Origin of the sequence: Streptomyces aurantiacus (assembly GCF_027107535.1) — a bacterium.
Lineage (GTDB): Bacteria > Actinomycetota > Actinomycetes > Streptomycetales > Streptomycetaceae > Streptomyces.
The window spans coordinates 6,195,610-6,213,652 of record NZ_CP114283.1 but is presented as its reverse complement, the minus strand read 5'-3'; the positions used below and the strand labels follow the sequence as shown (position 1 = coordinate 6,213,652).

Here is an 18,043-nt window from a genome sequence, read left to right as displayed (position 1 = left end):
CTCCGCACTCGTTCGGGGGCGCCGGCCGGGCGCCGCGCCGACCCGTCCTACGCAGCGTGACCTCTGTCGGCGGAACGTCCGAGCGGCGCCCGAGAAACCCCGGGACGCCGCAAACGGGCCCGCAGGCGCGGCCCCGTGGACGCCCTGCCCGCGCGCGACCCGGCCTCGGAACGGTCACAGGGGCTGCGCCGGGCTCCTGGAAGCGCTGTAATACGGACGTGGTCAGTGAGGGCGCGGCGGGACGCGGAACGAGAACGCTGCGTGCCGAACTTGCCCTCAAGGCGCTGCACGCGGACCTCGGCTCACCCGAACGGTTGCGGAGCGTGCTCGAACAGGCACTCGTCTTCGGCAGTGCGACGCTCACCCTCGTGTACGCGCCGGGGGACCGCGGTGACCAGTTGTGCCTGATCGAGTCCGCGGGCGTGCCCCGGGCCCTGTACGGCGTGCGCGACAGCTACCCGCTCTCGGGGGGCTCGCCCGCGGCCGACGCCTACCGCCTGGGACGGCCCCTGTGGCTCAGCCCCGAGGAGCTCGCGGTGGGCCCCGGTACCCGGCACACGGCGGTGGGGGACTTCTGGCTGGCCGCCCTGCCGCTGCCGCCCGACGCGCGTGGCGGTGGCTGTCTGGTCGCCGTGAGCGAGGGCCGGGGCGGCTTCGACGCGGAGGACCGCAGGTGCCTGGAGATGCTCGCCGAGGCAGTCTCCTTCCCGCCCTCGTCCGGCACCGGCGACTTCGAGGACCTGCCCAGCAGCTCGTTCAGCCTGGCCATGGACTCCGGGCGCGTCGAGGTCGACGACGAGATGCTGGAGCTCTTCGGACTCACCCGCGACGAGTTCGACGGCAAGGTCGAGACCCTGCTGAGCATGACCGTGCCGGAGGACCTGCCCACGCTGATGTCCGTGGTGGAGGCCGACCACGTGTTCGTCGGCGAGCGGGACCTGGAGTTCCGCATCCTCCAGCCCTCCGGCGAGCAGAAGTGGCTCCGGCTGCGCGCCCGGCTGCTGCCCGCCGCCGACGGACGCCCGTCCCGGCTGGTCGGCACCGTCGCCGACGCCTCCAAGCTGCGGTCCGGCGGCAACGAGGTCGCCCGCGTCCAGCGCCTCGCGGCCGCCCTCGCCACGGCGGGCACGGTCCGTGACGTCGGCCAGGCCGTGGTCACCGCCCTGCGCCGGCCCCTGATGGCCGACCGCATCGCCCTCGCCGAGCTGGAGGGCGACCGGCTCGTCGTCACCGTCCTGGACCCGCCGGAACCGGAGGCCTGGCCCGAGGTGTGGCGCACCGAGTGGCGTTCGGAGTGGCCCGACGCCCCCGTACGCACCATGCCGACCCTGGCGGCCGCCCTGCGCGAGGGACGGGCGGCGATCTGGCCCGCCGGCACCCCGCTGGAACCCGCACTCGCCGACGTCGGCCCCGGCGGACTCGCCGTGCTGCCCCTGCCGGCCGGCGGCCGCATGGCCGGTGCCTGCCTCATCGGCTGGGACACCCCCCACGACTTCGGCCCCGACGAGCGTGCCCTGCTCACCGCCTCGGCGGGCCTGGCGGGTCAGGCACTGATGCGGGCCCACGCCTTCGACGCCGAGCACGAACTCGTCGGGATGCTGCAGCGCACCCTTCTGCCCCGCCGGCTGCCGCCCCTGCCGGGCGCGGAGGCCGTGGCCCGGTATCTGCCCACCACGGCGGGCCTGGAGGTCGGCGGCGACTGGTACGACGTGATCCCGCTGCCCGACAATCACGTCGCCCTCGTCATCGGCGACGTCCAGGGGCACAACGCCCAGGCCGCCACCATCATGGGCCAGATGCGCACCGCCCTGCGCGCGTACGCCGTCGAGGGTCACCCCCCGGACGTGGTCGTCTCGCACGCCAACCGGCTGCTCATGGGAATGGAGACCGACCTCTTCGCCACCTGCTGCTACGTCGACGTCGATCTGGCGGAAGGTTCCGCCTGGTGTGTGCGTGCCGGGCACCTGCCGCCCGTCCTGCGCCACCCGGACGGCACGACCGAGATCGTCGTCACCGAGGGCGGGCCGCCGCTCGGCGTCATCACGCAGGCCGACTTCCCCATGAGCCCGCTGCCGCTCCAGCCCGGCACGGTGGTGGCCCTCACCACGGACGGCCTGGTCGAGTCCGCCGAGCTGGATCTGGAGGACGGCCTGGGCCGGCTGTCCGACCAACTGGCCGCCGCGGACACCGCCCACCTGGGACCCGTGGCGGACGCCCTGCTCGCGGGCGCCAACCGCAGCGACGACGTGGCCCTGCTCCTCATGCGCTACGACGGCCTGGACCTGAGGCCCCTGCGCGAGAGCTGGACGGTGTGGCGTGTACCCGAGGCCGTCCGGCACGCCCGGCGCTTCACCAGACGCATCCTGCGCGTATGGGGCGCGGCCGAGGACGCGGACGCCATCCTGCTGGTCGTCTCCGAACTGGTCACCAACGCCCTCGTCCACACCGACGGGCAGGTCCGGCTCGACCTGACCCTCATCAACAACCGGCTGCGTGTCGCGGTCGCCGACGTCTCGCCGCGTACCCCCATCAAACCGACCAGTATCGGCTGGGAGGCCACCGGTGGCCGCGGCATCCTCCTCGTCGAGGCACTCTCCGCCACCTGGGGAACGGTCCCGGTCAGCGGCGGCAAACAGGTGTGGGCCGAGCTCCCCCTGACCGGCCCCGCAGAAGACTGATCCGTATGCGCCTCCTGTTGATCGCCGACACCCACCTCCCCAAGCGGGCCAGGGAACTCCCCGGACCGCTCCTCGCCGAACTCCCGCGAGCCGACGTCGTGATCCACGCCGGTGACTGGGTGGACACCGCGACCCTCGACCTCCTGCAGAGCCGCTCGCACCGGCTCGTCGGCGTGTACGGCAACAACGACGGGCCCGGTCTCAGGGCCCGCCTCCCCGAGGTCGCCCACGCCGAACTCGACGGCCTGCGCCTCGGGGTCGTCCACGAGACCGGCGCCGCCGAGGGCCGCGAACAGCGGTGCGCCGCCCGCTTTCCCGACCTCGACGTGCTGGTCTTCGGCCACAGCCACATCCCCTGGGACACCACCACCGCCACCGGTCTGCGCCTCCTCAACCCGGGCTCGCCCACCGACCGCCGACGTCAGCCGCACTGCACCTACATGACCGCGACCGTGCGGGACGGCGGGCTGGGCGACGTCCGGCTGCATCGTCTGCCGCCGCGCGTCCCGCGTGATCGCTCCGCCGGGCGGCCCGCGTAAATCCGGTGGACGGCCGACGGCCCGGCGGATGGGATGAGGGAGTCGAATCCCGGCCCGCCCCCAGGAGTTGAGCCTTGTCATCCGGTGCCCCGCACGCCCACGACGACGCGTTCGCCGACGACGAGGGTCGCGACGACGTGACCATCGACGCCGGTCTCGTCCGCCGTCTGCTCGCCGCCCAGTTCCCCCGGTGGGCGGAGCTGCCGATCTCGCCGGTTCCGCGGCCCGGGATGGACAACGCGACGTTCCGGCTGGGCAACGTGCTGTCCGTGCGGCTGCCCCGCTACGGCCGCTGGGCCGGACAGGTGGAGCGGGAGCAACGGTGGCTGCCGCAGCTCGCCCCGCACCTGCCGCTGACGGTCTCCGAGCCGCTCGCGGCGGGGGAGCCCGGCGAGGGATACCCGTTCCCCTGGTCGGTGTACCGCTGGCTGGAGGGTGAGACGGCGACCACCGGTAGTCTCGCCGATCCGGTGCGGGCGGCCGGTCAACTGGCCGAGTTCGTCAGGGCTCTGCGGGAGATCGACGCCACGGGCGGGCCCGGCCCGCAGCGGAGCAACGCGTTCCGCGGTGTACCCATGGGCGACGAACGCGACTCGCTGGCGGCGGACGCCGTGGTCCGGCCCAAGATCGCCAAGCTGCGGGGCATGGTCGACACCGACGCGGTCACGGCCGTGTGGGAGGCGGCGCTTGCGGCACCCGCCTGGGACGGCCCGCCGGTCTGGTTCCACGGCGACCTCGCGACCGGGAACCTGCTGTCGGTGGACGGGCAGCTCAGCGCCGTCATCGACTTCGGCACGCTGGGTGCCGGGGACCCCGCCGTGGACCTGCTGCCCGCCTGGAAATTCCTGCCCGACGAGGCGCGTCCCGCCTTTCGGGAGGCCCTGGAGGTCGACGACGCGGCATGGGCACGTGGCCGCGGCTGGGGGCTCGCCGGGTCGCTGCCCGTGCCCGACGACCCCTTCTTCCAGCAGGACCCGGACCGCGTGACCACGGCCCTGCGTCACCTCGAAGCGATCATCGCCGACTTCCGCGACGAGACCTGACACGGCGGCCCCGAGCCGCAGGACGACCGGCGCCGCCACGACGTCCGCCACCACCGCGGCCACCGTACGTCTGCCGACCGACGGCCACACCGTCCCTACGAGGTCGATCGGTTCGGCGGGCGCAGGGGCGGCGACCGCCGTACCGGTCTCGAGGCCTTCGACCGCTGCCGGAGCTGCTCCGACAGCGGTCCGCGAACCGGCCGACCAGTGTGCCGCCCACCTCGGCCGGCACCCCGCGCCCGAACCGGTCGGTCCGCCCGGTCACCCTGTCCCTCATCGTCGTCGCCGCCGCGGATGGATCTCCCCGGCCGTCGCCGTCAGCGGCGCGCCACTGCCTCCCCAGCGCAGCGCGACGATCTCGGCGGCCACGGACACGGCGACCTCCTCGGGCGTACGCGCCCCGAGATCGAGGCCGACCGGCGAGCGCAGCCTGGCCAGTTCGTCCTCGCCGAGTCCGCCGTCCCGCAGCCGCTTCATCCGGTCGTCGTGCGTACGCCGGCTGCCCATCGCCCCGATGTACGCGGCCGGGCGGCGCAGCGCCTCCTCCAGGAGCGGCACGTCGAACTTGGGATCGTGGGTGAGGACGCAGAGCACCGTGCGTTCGTCGGTCTCCGCTCCCTGGAGAAAGCGGTGCGGCCACTCCACGACGACCTCCACGCCCGCCGGGAAGCGCTTCGGTGTGGCGAAGACGGGACGGGCGTCGCACACGGTGACCTGGTAGCCGAGGAACACGCCGATGCGGGCCACCGCCGCCGCGTAGTCGATCGCCCCGAAGACCAGCATGCGCGGCGGGGGAGCGAAGGAGTGCAGGAAGACGGTCACCGCGTCCTCGCGCCGCTCGCCGCGCGGACCGTAGTGCCGCTGCCCGGTGGCGCCCAGGGCCAGTTCGCCCCGCGCGTCGGCGGTCACGGCCACGTCCAGGCCGGTCGTGCCGAGCGTGCCGGACACCTCGTCCGCCCACACGGCGAGCGTCGCGCCGCGCGGCGCGGGACCGTCGATCACGGTCGCCACGGTCACCGGGCGGCCCGCGGCCACCGACTGGGCGACCGCACCGAAGGACGGGTCGAGAGCGGCCGTGACGGGCCGTACGAGGAGGGTGATCTCGCCGCCGCAGGTGAGGCCGACGGCGAACGCGTCCTCGTCGCTGTACCCGAACGTCTCCAGCCGGGCCCCGCCCGAGGCGACCACCTCGCGGGCCAGCTCGAAGACCTCGCCCTCGACGCAGCCGCCGGACACACTGCCCACGACCTCGTCACCCGGGCCGACGGCCATGGCGGCGCCGGGATCGCGTGGCGCGCTCCGGCTGACGTCGACGACCGTGGCGAGTCCGAAGGGGGCGCCTTGCGCGTACCACCGGCCGAGCGCCGGGAGGATCTCACGCATCGTCCGCTCCTTTCACCGCCGCCGGACGTTCCGCAGCGGCCATGCTGTGTCCCGCGGCGAACGCCTCCACGCCAGGCAGCGCCGCCGCCGTACCGGCGGCCCCAGGTGCGCAGCCGGGCCGGGCCTTGCGCGGATCGGCCCAGATTTCCCGGTGTGCCGGACGGTGCAAGCGTCGCATCCGGGCCGCGAGCGGTTCCGGATCGCCACGCTCCCGGCCGTCCGACGGCACGAAGGCCACCGCGCCCCGCGCCGTGCCGCTGCCCCCACCGGCCGGGTAACGCCCGCAGCAGCTCACCCAGCAGGGTGTCGCCGCGCCGGTCCGGTACGGCCGCCGCGACCGCGGCCGGCGCGGTGCCGGGGTCGCGGAGCGGCAGCCCCCGGGCCACCCGCGTCAGCCGCGTACCGATCGTGAACACTTTCGTGCGCACCCGGCCGCCGTGCCGCCGTGCGGGACGCCGCGCGCGGCGTCCCGCGCGAACCGCAGCAGCGCGTCCCTCCAGGACCGTGTCCCGGGAAGGTGGAGTGCCCGCGGCAGGCATTGGTTGAGCGTTAATCCGTTGCCGTCCGGCACCGCCGCCTGCTGGACTGAAAGGGATCACCACAGGGCTCGGCCGACCGAACCAAGGAGCAGCAATGCGCGAAGCGTTCATGTCCGTCCAGGAAGGAATCCCCCTCATTTCAAAGGACATGGCACGCGGTGCACACACTGAACCTGGGAATTCTGGCGCACGTAGACGCAGGTAAGACGAGCCTGACCGAGCGGCTGCTGCACACCGCCGGGATCATCGACGAGATCGGCAGCGTCGACGACGGCAGCACGCAGACCGACTCCCTCGCGCTGGAGCGACAACGCGGCATCACCATCAAGTCCGCCGTCGTCTCCTTCGAGATCGACGACGTCACGGTCAATCTGATCGACACCCCCGGCCACCCGGATTTCATCGCCGAGGTGGAGCGGGTGCTGAGCGTGCTGGACGGCGCGGTGCTCGTGATCTCGGCCGTGGAGGGCGTCCAGGCGCAGACCCGCGTCCTGATGCGGACGCTGCGGCGGCTGCGGATCCCGACGCTGGTCTTCGTCAACAAGATCGACCGTCGTGGCGCCGACACGGACCGCGTGCTGCGGAGCGTCTCCGAGCGGCTCACCGAGGCGATCGTGCCGATGGGCCTGGTCGACGGCCTCGGCGGGCGGGACGCCCGGGCGATCCCGCACACGGGGCTCACCTCCGGCCTGCTCGACGTCCTCTCCGCGCACGACGACGAACTCCTCGCCTCGTACGTCGAGGACGGCGCGGTCCCGTACGGCCGGCTCCGTGCCGCGCTCGCCGAACAGACCGGGCGGGCACTGGTCCACCCGGTGTTCTTCGGCTCGGCCGTGACGGGCGCGGGCGTGGACACACTGATCTCCGGCATCAGGGACCTGCTGCCGGCCGCCGGCGGCCGGGCCGACGGTCCGGTGTCCGGCACCGTCTTCAAGGTGGAGCGGGGACCGGCGGGGGAGAAGATCGCGTACGCGCGGATGTTCTCGGGGACGGTACGCACCCGGGATCTGCTGACGTTCGGGGACGGCAACGGCAACGGCAACGGCAACGGCAACGGCGGTGCGGACAGCGGCGGGAACGGCGCGGTCCGGGAGGGCAAGGTCACCGCGGTCAGTGTCTTCGAGCGGGGCTCGGACCCGCGGGAGACGTCCGTGGCCGCCGGGCGGATCGGCAAGCTCTGGGGGCTCGGCGACATCCGGCTCGGCGACACGATCGGCGTACCGCGCGAGCAGGCCGACGACTTCTCGCGAGCGGTGCCGGCGGGGCGGCACCACTTCTCGCCGCCCACGCTCGAGACGGTCGTCGTCCCGCGCAGGCCCGCCGACAGGGGCGCCCTGCACACCGCTCTCACCCAGCTCGCCGAGCAGGATCCGCTGATCAACCTGCGGCAGGACGGGACACGGCGGGAGATCTCCGTGTCGCTCTACGGCGAGGTGCAGAAGGAGGTCGTCCAGGCCACCCTCGCCGACGAGTTCGGGCTCGACGTCGGGTTCCGCGAGACGACGACGATCTGTGTCGAGCGGCTCGTGGGCAGCGGCGAGGCGGTCGAGTTCAACGGCAAGGACGCCAACCCGTTCCTCGCCACGGTCGGCCTGCGCGTCGACCCGGCGCCGGCCGGTTCGGGCGTGGGGTTCCGGCTGGAGGTCGAGCTCGGAGCGATGCCGTACGCCTTCTACAAGGCCGTCGAGGAGACCGTGAAGGAGGCGCTGGAACAGGGGATCCACGGCTGGCGGGTCGACGACTGCACGGTCACGATGACGCACTCCGGCTACTCGCCCCGGCAGAGCCACGCGCACCAGGGCTTCGACAAGAGCATGTCGAGCACCGGTGCGGACTTCCGCGGCCTCACCCCGCTCGTCCTGATGGAGGCGCTGCGGCAGGCGGGCACCCAGGTGCACGAGCCGATGCACCGGTTCCGCATCGACGCCCCTGCGGACACGCTGGGCGCGCTCCTCCCGCTCCTCGCCGGGCTGCGGGCGGTGCCCCGGACGACGCGGACACGCGGTACGTCGTGCGAACTGGAGGGCACGATCCCCGCGGCCCGGGTGCACGGGCTGGAGCAGCGACTGCCCGGACCGACCAGCGGTGAAGGAACGCTGGAGGCGGCCTTCGACCACTACGCCCCGGTCGGCCGCGGTCCGGTCCCCGAGCGGCCGCGCACCGATCACAACCCGCTCAACCGCAAGGAATACCTACTCAACGTGACGCGCCGCGTCGGCGGGTGAACACGACAACGTCATTCCGGAAAAGGTGACTTACTCTCAAGTCAGGAGTATTGACGGCCCAAAGACACGCACGGGACTGTTGTGCACATGTCGAAGTTGCGTGCGCCCCTGCTCGGCGTCCTCGTGCTCCTCACCGGCCTCCTGGGCACCACCGGTGCTCAGCCCGCCGCCGCCCTCCCCGACGACCTGTGGTTCGACCCCGCCGCCGCGGCGACCCTCACGGTCCAGAACGGTCGCTTCACCGACGGGCTCGGCCGTGAGGTCGTCCTGCGCGGCTACAACGTCTCCGGCGAGACGAAACTCAAGGAGAACAACGGCCTTCCCTTCGCCTCGGTCGCGGACGCCAGGAAGTCCGCGAACGCGCTGAGGGCGCTCGGCGGCGGCAACTCGGTCCGCTTCCTGCTCTCCTGGGCGTACGCGGAGCCCGTCCGCGGCCAGGTGGACCCGGCCTACCTCGCCGCCGCGACCGACCAGATGCGCGCGTTCCTGGACGCAGGAATCCGCGTGTACCCCGACTTCCACCAGGACCTCTACTCCCGCTGGCTGTTCGACCCCGACAGCTGGTACACCGGCGACGGCGCCCCCAAGTGGGCGGTCGACCTCGGCAACTACCCGGACGAGTACTGCGGGATCTGCCCGTTCTGGGGCCAGAACATCACCTCGAACGCGGCCGTGACACAGGCGACGCACGACTTCTGGCACAACAAGTACGGCCTCCAGGAATCCTTCCTCGACACCGCGCAGAAGACGATGGCGTACGTGCGGCAGAACCTCACCGCGGCCCAGTTCGCGGGCGTCGTCGGCTTCGACCCGTGGAACGAACCGCACGCGGGCACCTACGACTCGGGTCAGACCAGCCGGGCGTGGGAGAAGGACGTCCTGTGGCCGTTCTACGTGAAGTTCCGCGCCCGTATGGACGCGGCGGGCTGGCAGGCCAAGCCGGCCTTCGTCGAGCCGAACCTCTTCTGGAACGCCAACCTCGACTTCCAGAAGCAGGAGGGCGGACTGCTGGACGCGGGCACGCTCGGGTCGCGCTACGTCTTCAACACCCACTTCTACGACCAGAAGGCCATCTCCGGCGTCTTCATGTGGGGCAAGGCGGAGGACGGCCAGTACGTCGGTGACTTCGGCACCGTCCGCGACCGGGCGGCAGCCGCGGGGACGACGGCGATCATCAGTGAGTTCGGACATCCGCTCGCCGGCAATGTCTCCGACAAGGCACCGACGGTCTACAAGGCGATGTACCAGGCGCTCGACTCCCGCGTGAAGGGAGCGAACTGGTGGGCGGACCCGGCGGGTTCCGGGCCGGTCCTCTCCGGCTCCCAGTGGCAGTGGGACATCTACAACGGCCGCCATCACGAGCTGATGAACGACAACCCGGAGAAGGTGGAGACCGAGGGCGACGCCTGGAACGACGAGGATCTGTCCGCCGTGCGTCTCGACGACTCGGGCAAGGCCGTGCTGCGCCAGGACGCGCGGATGCTGGACCGTGTCTATCCGAGCGCCACCGCGGGCCGCTCGCTCGCGTTCACCTACGAGGACCGCTCGCGGGACGGTTCCACGACGCTGACGTGGAACCAGGTGCCGAGTTCCCTGCCGAACGTCAGGCAGCTCGTGGGATCCGGCCAGTACGCGCTGCAGGTGTGGCGCTCCGACGGCAGTGCCGAGCCGACGGAACTGCACCTGCCGGCGTCCTTCCCGAACGCGTCGACCACGGTGGTCTCCGACCTCGGGACGACGTACGGTCCGCCGGCCTACACCCGCACCACGCCGATCGCCGTCGCGGCCGAGCCGGGTGGCACCGGCAGCCGCCGGCTGCTGCTCACCGCCCCCGACTCGGGCACCCTGCACTACGCGCTCGTCACCAACGGCGCGACAGCCCCGTCCGCCGCCGTGCTGAGCGCGGCGCGGGCCGAGCTGGCCTCGTGGATGGCGGCTGAGTTCAACTAGGGCCTGCGCCGCGGTCGTTGTGCCGTCCGCGGGTCCGTCGTGGCTGAACGCACGTGTTCCCCGCGCCCCTTTGGGGCGCGGGGAACACGTGCGAGAAGGCCGACCGGAACGGATCAGTCGGCGGCCGGGCTCGTCCAGTTGGCGGGCACATGTGCCAGGCGGACCCGCTGGGGGTGGTCGCCGACCGCCACGGACACGGTCTTCCTGCCGGTGGCGAAGTCGATGGCCGTGACCTGGTCGGCGCCGCTCTCGGACACCACGCAGGACTTGCCGTCACCGCTGACGGTCGCCCAGTAGGGCTTGGAGGCGGTGACGAGCGGACCCTCCTGGAGGGTGGCGCGGTCGACCACCGTGGCGTAGTCGTCCATCGTGCCCGCGACGCACAGCTTCGTGCCGTCGGGCTTCATCGAGATGCCGTGGTGGCGCGAGTCGTTGACCCAGGTGGTGCGGTCGGTGCTGGTCGCCGGGTTCATCGGCAGCGTCTTGGTGCGGGTGATCCGGTCCGTGGCGATGTCGTACTCGAAGAAGCCGTTGAAGAACGACACCTGGAAGTACAGCTTCGACTCGTCCGGGCTGAAGGCCGCCGGGCGGACCGCGTCGGAGTAGTCGGTCAGGCCGATCGCGTTCAGGCGCTCCCGCATGTCGATGACCTTGATCTGCTTGAACGTGGTCGCGTCGACGACCGTGATCTTCCGGTCGCCCTTCGTCCAGTCCAGCCACGGGGCGTCGCTCGCGGTGTTGACCTCGCCGATCGCCATGTTCCAGATCTGCTTGCCGTCCTTGGTGAAGATGTTCTCGTGCGGCTTGGCGCCGGTGGCGAACGAGCCCGCCTGCTTGCCGGTGTTGATGTCCAGCACGTGCACCGTGTTGGAGGTGGAGGCCGAGACGGCGACGCGGGTGCCGTCGGGGGAGACCGCCATGTGGTCGGCGCGGAAGCCCGAGACGGGGTAGCGCCAGTTGATGTCGCCCGAGGCCAGGTCGATGGAGACCACGTCGGCGAAGCTCGGACGGGAGACCACCATCGACTTGCCGTCGGGCGTGGAGTACATGTCGTCGACGAACTGGTCGTGGCCTTCGCCCACGCTGTTGCGGATGGTCATGAACGCGATCCACCTGATCGGATCGGCGTTGATCTCCGCCATCCGCTGGTCCTTGTCCGGGATGACGTTGATCCGGCCGACCTTCGCGAAGTCGCCGCTGGACTTGATGACATCGGCGGTGCCGTCCCAGTTGTTGCCGACGAACATCACCTCCCGCAGATCCGCGGCGGCGGGGGAGGCGCCGGTCGCGGTGGCCGGTGCGGTGACGGTCAGGACGAGGGCGGCGGCGATGGACCACGCGTGCCGGGCTCTGAGGGCAGACATGACCGATCTCTCCTATGTGTGGGGAACATGACAAGGCGGAGAATCTGAAAACGTGCGCGTTCAGATTGGACTTACTGGAAAGTAAGGAGAGAGGGCCCCTCACTACAAGACTTCGGACAGGACAAAATTGGCCGTCGGGCGATGAGGGGGGTTCAGTGGCGGGCAGGCTCAGGGCGCCGACGGGCCGTTACGGCGGCAGGACCGCCGAGGAGCGGCAGGCCGAGCGCCGCCGAAGATTCCTGGACGCCGGGCTCCAGCTCTTCGGGGACGCCCCCGGCTACCGCGCCACGACCGTCTCCGCCCTGAGCGAGGCCGCCGGCCTGTCCACCCGCCAGTTCTACGAGGAGTTCCGCACCCTCGAAGACGTACTGGCCGCCCTCCATCTCCAGGTCAACGACTGGGCGGAGGAAGCGGCCCTGGCCGGTCTCGCCGAGGCGGACGGGCAGCCGATCGCGGAACGCGCGACCGCCGCCTTCCGGGCCTACGCCGCCGACGTCACCGGTGATCCGCGCCGCCTGCGCATCACCTTCGTCGAGATCATCGGCGTCAGCCCACGGCTCGAACGGCAACGGCTGGCCCGCCGCTCCCGCTGGATCGACTTCATCCGCGCCGAGGCCATGGCCGCCGCCGACCGCGGCGAGGCGGTCCCGCGCGACTACCGGATCGCGGCGGCGGCGTTCATCGGCAGCGTCAACGGACTGCTGCACGACTGGAGTTCGGGCTGGGTCGAGGCGACCCTCGACGAAGTGGTGGACGAACTCGTGGGCCTGCTCCTGGGGATCCTGCGCCCGGCGGGCTGGCGGCCGCGAGACGAGTAGATCCAGGGTCGGCACCGAACCGGCCGAGGGGCCCGCGAGTTCAGTGACCGGGTCGGACAGGGAACCGCCATGCTCCGGAACCGGGTCGTGCCGGTGGACCGCCGTGCTCCGGAACAGGGCTGCGCGGGGGGAGCGCCTTGTTCCGGATGCTGTGCGCCCAAGTCGCGGTCCACAGCGGCGTGTTGACAGTAGTCTCACCCCCGGCCAGGAGAAGGCGTACCGCCTTCGCCGGGCCTGGTTCCTCTGGATCCTTCGTGTCCGGCAAAAGGGGTTCGTCCCCTGAAGGGGGTGCCTGATGCGCCATACGCTCAGCCCCGTACGACCCGCACACCACTGCGCCGACGCCTGCCCGGTACCACTGTCGCCGCAGGCCCTCGCGCAGCTCTACGCCCGCTATCTCGAACTGGTCAAGGGCCGCCGACTGCCGAAGAACATGACGTTCGAGGAGTACTACACCGTGTGGCGCGCGGGCCGCAGGGGCGAGAACCTCGTCGGTCTCGACGACGGCGCGCTCGACCCGGGCCCCAGCACCGACAAGCAGCTGATGACCCGCCCCGCGACCCGGCTCCGCGGAACCGTGCGGACGTTGGTGCTGCTCGTCGACTTCCCCGACCGGCCGCACGAGGCCGACCACGGCCCCGGCCACTACGACAGCATGCTCTTCGGCCTTGACGAGTTCCCGAGCGGCAGCATGCGCTCCTACTACCGCAAGGCCAGTGCCTTCGACACGTCGCCGGGCACCGGGATCGACATCCAGGGTGCTGTGCACGGCTGGTTCCGGATGCCGGAGCCGCTGTCCTTCTACGCCGACGACAACTCCGGCATGAACCCCAACTTCCCGCGCAACACCCAGGGGCTGGCGCGGGACGCCGTCCTCGCGGCCCGGGACGCCGGAGTCGACTTCACCTCCTTCGACGCACTCGACGAGGGCGCCGTCACAGCCCTGTTCGTCATCCATGCGGGACGCGGCGCCGAGCAGACGACCCAACGCGGCGACCTGTGGAGCCTCAAGTGGACGATCCCGGGCGGCGTCGAGGTGGCACCGGGCCTGTCGGTCCGCACCTTCCTGACCGTGCCCGAGGACTGCGCCGTAGGCGTCTGCGCCCACGAGTGGGGCCACCTCGCGGCGCGCTGGGCCGACTACTACGACACCGGTCAGCAGCAGCTGACCCGGTCGGCGGGGCTGGGCAGCTACTGCCTGATGGCGGGCGGTTCATGGGGCAACGGCGGTCTGACGCCGGTTTTCCCGACGGCCATGCTGCGGATGTTCCACGGCTGGACCGAGCCCCAGGTGGTGAACAAGACCACCCGGGACATCAGGCTGCGGCCCGCCGCCGAGGACGGTGAGGCGGTGTTCGTCCACAACCCCGCCACCATGACCGACGACCAGTACATCCTTGTCGAGTACCGCCGCCGACGCGGACAGGACGCCTTCCTGCCCGACGAGGGGATCGCCGTGTACGTCGTCGACGAGTCGATCGACAACGTGAACGACGAGCAGAACCTCGCCGTCGAACTCCTCCAGGCCGACGGCCGGGGAGACCTCTCGCGGATGTTCGGCCGGGGCAACCGGGGCGACAGCGACGACCTGTACCCCTGCCAGGACAGGAACACGGTCGGCGAGGACACGGATCCGGCACTCGACCTGCCGGACGGCACCTGGACAGGGGTGACCATCGAGACCGTCGGAACCCCGGGCGCCGACGAGATGACGGTGCACATCACCGTGGCCTGACGCGTATCTCCTGGAGCGGGTGCGGTGTCGGCCGGTGGGGGCCGGTCGCGCAGTTCCCCGCGCCCCTCCGGGGCGAATGGGCCGCGGGCTCGCGGGCTCAGCCTCCGGCCAGCCGGTCCACGGCGGCGAGGACGGGACCCACCCCGTCCTCGTCCAGGAGCCGGCCTGCCAGCTCCTGCGCGCGCCGCGCGTAGGCGGGCTCGGTCACAGCGCGCGTCACGGCCGCACCGAGCGCGCCGGCGGTGAGCCCACGCAGCGGAACCGCCGTCGGGGCCACCCCCAGCGACACGAGCCGCGCGGCCCAGAACGCCTCGTCGAACTGGATCGGCACGGGCACGGCCGGCACCCCGGCACGCAGCGCCGCCGCGGTCGTGCCCGCGCCCGCGTGGTGGACCACCGCGGCCATCCGGGGGAAGAGCGCCGAGTGCGGCACCTCGTCGACGGTGAACATGTCGTCGCCGTCGGCGCTGAGCCCGGCCCAGCCCCGCTGCACCACACCGCGCAGTCCGGCCGCACGCAGGGCCCGTACGACCTCTTGGCCCAGCCGCTCGGCATCGGGCACGGTGGCGCTGCCCAGTCCGAAGAAGACCGGCGCGGGCCCGGCGTCCAGGAAGTCCTCCAGCGCGTCGGGGAGCCGGGGCTCGACGTCGTACGGCCACCAGTAGCCGGCGACGCCGAGACCGGGCCGCCAGTCGCCCGGCCGGGGCACCACCAGGGGGCTGAAACCGTGGTGGACCTGCCAGTCGTGCCGCTCGCGCGCGCGGCGGGCCGCGCGCGAGCCGACGGGCGGAAGACCGAGCCGGGCACGCAGCGCCCGTGTGGTGTCGGCGAAGATCCGGTCCGCGGCCACGTTGACCGCACGGCCCGCGAGCCGGTTGCCGGCCGCTCCCAGTGACCGGGTGCCGAGCACGGGCGGCGCGAACTCGCGTGTGGGAGCCAGGGGTTGGAGGAAGACGCCCATGCTCGGCAGCCCGTACGCCTCGGCGACGGTATGGCCGAGAGGACTCAGCGAACTCGACAGCAGCAGCACGTCGGCCGACCCTGCGGCGGCCACCAGGTCGTCCGCCATCCGCCCCACCAGCGACCGGGTCATCCCGACCATTCGGGCCATCTTGCCGACGCCGGTTGCACTGCGGTGCAGCGCGCGCCCGCGTGCGGACTCCAGTTCCGCCCGCGGATCCAGCGGCAGCGGATGGAACCCCACTCCCGCGGCCGCCACCAGGGGCTCGAAGCACGCGTGTGTCACCACCGTGACCTCGTGCCCGCCTCGTGCCAGCCCGTGGCCGAGCCCCGTGTAGGGCGCGGCGTCACCCCGCGAACCCGCCGTCATGATCGCTACTCGCACGACGGCCAGTATGGCGCGGCGGCAGCGGGACCGGCGTGGTTCCGCCCAGGTCGGTGTCGAGGGTCGCGAGATCGGGTGCGGCGGGTCGGCCCGGGGCGACGACCACGCCGACCCCGATGACCATGTCGTCCGTCCTGTCGGCGTGGAACACCCCGTCGGGACGGAGCAAAGTGATCAACTCGTCGGGATTGCCGCCGACGCGGCGGTCAGGAGCGCGTCCACGCCGTGGCGCCGGCGCGCCCGATCGGCCGCGGGCAGCGGGGGACACCGATCGCCGCGCGACGCCTGCCGCGTCATGGCCGGCCGAGCGAGACGACGAGGGCGGCGGCCGCGGCCAGGAGCGCCATCCCGGACAGCCATACCGCGAGGAGCCGTTGACGCAACATGCGGTACGCCTCCTCGTACTCGCCCCGCAGTTCGGCGCCCCGCCGGGCCGTGCGCTGCCAGGAGAGCCGTGCGAGCGAGACGTACTCCTCCGCGAACCGCTCCTCGACCTCGGCCCGACGGCTGTCGGTGAGCCATCCGAACTGCCGGGTGAAGCGGCTTGCTTCGGCGTGCCCCTCGCCCCGGGTGGCCTCGATCAGAAGATGGCCTTCCACCTCGTTGATCAGCGAGCCCACGTCGACCGGCTGGTCGCCCTTGGCGCTCACCGCAGAGCCTTTTCCGGCGCGGGCGACTGCTCGCCCATGGCGCTGATGTCGGGGTGGTGCAGGTCGAAGGCCGGGGATTCGGAACGGATCCGCGGCAGCGTGAGGAAGTTGTGCCGCGGCGGCGGGCAGGACGTGGCCCACTCCAGCGAACGGCCATAGCCCCACGGGTCGTCGGCCTCGACCTTCTCGCCGTACTTGGCCGTCTTCCAGATGTTGTAGAAGAACGGCAGCAGGGACAGTCCGAGGACGAAGGAGAAGATGCTGGAGACCGTGTTGAGGACCGTCAGCCCTTCCGCGGCCAGATAGTCGGGAATCCGGCGCTGCATTCCGTTCGTGCCCAGCCAGTGCTGGACGAGGAAGGTGCCGTGGAAGCCGATGAACAGGGTCCAGAAGGTGATCTTGCCGAGGCGTTCGTCGAGCATCTTGCCGGTGAACTTCGGCCACCAGAAGTGGAAGCCGGAGAACATCGCGAACACGACCGTGCCGAACACCACGTAGTGGAAGTGCGCCACCACGAAGTACGAGTCCGAGACGTGGAAGTCCATCGGCGGCGAGGCCAGGATGACACCGGTCAGACCACCGAAGGTGAAGGTGATCAGAAAGCCGGTGGCCCACAGCATCGGGGTCTCGAAACTCAGGGACCCCTTCCACATGGTGCCGATCCAGTTGAAGAACTTCACACCCGTCGGCACGGCGATCAGGAACGTCATGAACGAGAAGAACGGCAGCAGCACACCGCCGGTGACGTACATGTGGTGCGCCCACACCGTCACCGACAGGCCGGCGATGGCGATGGTCGCGCCGATCAGGCCCATGTAGCCGAACATCGGCTTGCGGGAGAAGACCGGGATGACCTCACTGATGATGCCGAAGAACGGCAGCGCGATGATGTACACCTCTGGATGCCCGAAGAACCAGAACAGGTGCTGCCACAGCAACGCTCCGCCGTTGGCCGAGTCGAAGATGTGCGCGCCGAACTTGCGGTCCGCCTCCAGCGCGAACAGCGCAGCCGCCAGGACGGGGAAGGCCAGCAGGACCAGGACCGCGGTCAGCAGCACGTTCCACACGAAGATCGGCATGCGGAACATGGTCATGCCGGGCGCGCGCATGCAGATGATGGTGGTGATGAAGTTGACCGCGCCCAGGATGGTGCCGAACCCGGAGAACGCCAGACCCATGATCCACATGTCGGCGCCGATGCCCGGCGAGCGGACCGCGTCGGACAGCGGGGAGTAGGCGAACCAGCCGAAGTCGGCCGCGCCCTGCGGGGTGAGGAAACCACCGACCGCGATGAGCGAGCCGAACAGGTACAGCCAGTAGGCGAACATGTTCAGCCGCGGGAACGCCACATCGGGGGCACCGATCTGCAGCGGCATGATCCAGTTCGTGAAGCCCGCGAACAGCGGCGTCGCGAACATCAGCAGCATGATCGTGCCGTGCATCGTGAACGCCTGGTTGAACTGCTCGTTCGACATGATCTGCGTGCCGGGACGGGCCAGTTCGGCGCGCATGAACAGCGCCATCACGCCGCCGATGCAGAAGAACGCGAACGACGTGACCAGGTACAACGTGCCGATCGTCTTGTGGTCCGTGGTGGTGAGCCATCGGACGGCGGCGAGGCCCGGGCGACGGCTCGCGGCCGGGGGCGCGAGCGCCGCGGTGACAGTGTTGCTCTCCATGCCCCGCCTGTGTCCGCGAGCCGCCCCGACGTCACACTTGAGGGAGGCGACAAGGATCACCGAAACAGGTGTGACGATCGAGGACCTGCCGGACA

At 71.4% G+C, this 18,043-nt stretch carries 14 protein-coding genes; 7 read left to right on the top strand and 7 right to left on the bottom strand.

Annotation, left to right across the window (positions count from 1 at the left end; translation table 11 throughout):
- Nucleotides 1–218: 218 nt before the first annotated feature.
- From O1Q96_RS29855 to O1Q96_RS29845, 3 genes are all read left to right on the top strand, one after another.
- Nucleotides 219–2,678 carry a SpoIIE family protein phosphatase gene (locus tag O1Q96_RS29855; protein ID WP_269251118.1) on the top strand — a complete coding sequence of 820 codons (2,460 nt, stop codon included), beginning with the start codon at nucleotides 219–221 and terminating at the stop codon, nucleotides 2,676–2,678.
- A gap of 5 nt (nucleotides 2,679–2,683) precedes the next feature.
- A complete protein-coding gene (locus O1Q96_RS29850; RefSeq protein WP_269251117.1) occupies nucleotides 2,684–3,217 on the top strand; it encodes a metallophosphoesterase family protein in 534 nt (177 codons plus the stop codon).
- A 74-nt stretch (nucleotides 3,218–3,291) separates the two neighbouring features.
- Complete coding sequence (locus tag O1Q96_RS29845; RefSeq protein WP_269251116.1) at nucleotides 3,292–4,260, top strand: aminoglycoside phosphotransferase family protein; 969 nt, start codon at nucleotides 3,292–3,294, stop codon at nucleotides 4,258–4,260.
- Between the two features lie 273 nt (nucleotides 4,261–4,533).
- On the opposite strand, the gene O1Q96_RS29840 is transcribed toward O1Q96_RS29845, so the two are convergent.
- Together O1Q96_RS29840 and O1Q96_RS29835 are read right to left on the bottom strand one after the other, a co-directional pair.
- Nucleotides 4,534–5,643 carry an XdhC family protein gene (locus O1Q96_RS29840; RefSeq protein WP_269251115.1) on the bottom strand — a complete coding sequence of 370 codons (1,110 nt, stop codon included), beginning with the start codon at nucleotides 5,641–5,643 and terminating at the stop codon, nucleotides 4,534–4,536.
- A complete protein-coding gene (locus O1Q96_RS29835) occupies nucleotides 5,636–5,872 on the bottom strand; it encodes a VWA domain-containing protein (RefSeq protein ID WP_269253771.1) in 237 nt (78 codons plus the stop codon). The genes O1Q96_RS29840 and O1Q96_RS29835 overlap by 8 nt, the downstream gene beginning before the upstream one ends.
- Before the next feature lie 468 nt (nucleotides 5,873–6,340).
- Here O1Q96_RS29835 and O1Q96_RS29830 point away from each other — a divergent pair, with 468 nt between their 5' ends.
- Both O1Q96_RS29830 and O1Q96_RS29825 read left to right on the top strand, forming a co-directional pair.
- Nucleotides 6,341–8,407, top strand: a complete 2,067-nt coding sequence (locus O1Q96_RS29830; protein WP_269251114.1) for an elongation factor G — start codon at nucleotides 6,341–6,343, stop codon at nucleotides 8,405–8,407.
- A gap of 87 nt (nucleotides 8,408–8,494) precedes the next feature.
- Nucleotides 8,495–10,357: a cellulase family glycosylhydrolase gene (locus O1Q96_RS29825; RefSeq protein ID WP_269251113.1), complete on the top strand. Its 1,863-nt coding sequence runs from the start codon at nucleotides 8,495–8,497 to the stop codon at nucleotides 10,355–10,357.
- A gap of 113 nt (nucleotides 10,358–10,470) precedes the next feature.
- Here O1Q96_RS29825 and O1Q96_RS29820 read toward each other — a convergent pair whose 3' ends face one another.
- Nucleotides 10,471–11,721, bottom strand: coding sequence for a YncE family protein (locus O1Q96_RS29820; RefSeq protein WP_269251112.1), 1,251 nt, complete (start codon nucleotides 11,719–11,721; stop codon nucleotides 10,471–10,473).
- Between the two features lie 155 nt (nucleotides 11,722–11,876).
- Between O1Q96_RS29820 and O1Q96_RS29815 the strand changes: the two genes are divergently transcribed.
- The gene (locus O1Q96_RS29815) at nucleotides 11,877–12,539 is read left to right on the top strand and encodes a TetR/AcrR family transcriptional regulator (protein ID WP_269251111.1); all 663 of its coding nucleotides are present in this window, start codon (nucleotides 11,877–11,879) and stop codon (nucleotides 12,537–12,539) included.
- Between the two features lie 295 nt (nucleotides 12,540–12,834).
- The gene (locus O1Q96_RS29810; protein WP_269251110.1) at nucleotides 12,835–14,274 is read left to right on the top strand and encodes a M6 family metalloprotease domain-containing protein; all 1,440 of its coding nucleotides are present in this window, start codon (nucleotides 12,835–12,837) and stop codon (nucleotides 14,272–14,274) included.
- A 97-nt stretch (nucleotides 14,275–14,371) separates the two neighbouring features.
- On the opposite strand, the gene O1Q96_RS29805 is transcribed toward O1Q96_RS29810, so the two are convergent.
- The 4 genes from O1Q96_RS29805 to ctaD form a co-directional block, all read right to left on the bottom strand.
- Nucleotides 14,372–15,604, bottom strand: coding sequence for a glycosyltransferase (locus tag O1Q96_RS29805; RefSeq protein ID WP_269253770.1), 1,233 nt, complete (start codon nucleotides 15,602–15,604; stop codon nucleotides 14,372–14,374).
- Nucleotides 15,582–15,797 (bottom strand): hypothetical protein, encoded by a 216-nt coding sequence (locus tag O1Q96_RS29800; RefSeq protein ID WP_269251109.1) that lies wholly within the window; start codon nucleotides 15,795–15,797, stop codon nucleotides 15,582–15,584. The genes O1Q96_RS29805 and O1Q96_RS29800 overlap by 23 nt, the downstream gene beginning before the upstream one ends.
- A gap of 115 nt (nucleotides 15,798–15,912) precedes the next feature.
- Nucleotides 15,913–16,269 carry a hypothetical protein gene (locus tag O1Q96_RS29795; protein WP_269251108.1) on the bottom strand — a complete coding sequence of 119 codons (357 nt, stop codon included), beginning with the start codon at nucleotides 16,267–16,269 and terminating at the stop codon, nucleotides 15,913–15,915.
- Nucleotides 16,266–17,948 carry an aa3-type cytochrome oxidase subunit I gene (ctaD, locus tag O1Q96_RS29790; RefSeq protein WP_269251107.1) on the bottom strand — a complete coding sequence of 561 codons (1,683 nt, stop codon included), beginning with the start codon at nucleotides 17,946–17,948 and terminating at the stop codon, nucleotides 16,266–16,268. The genes O1Q96_RS29795 and ctaD overlap by 4 nt, the downstream gene beginning before the upstream one ends.
- Nucleotides 17,949–18,043: the final 95 nt, after the last annotated feature.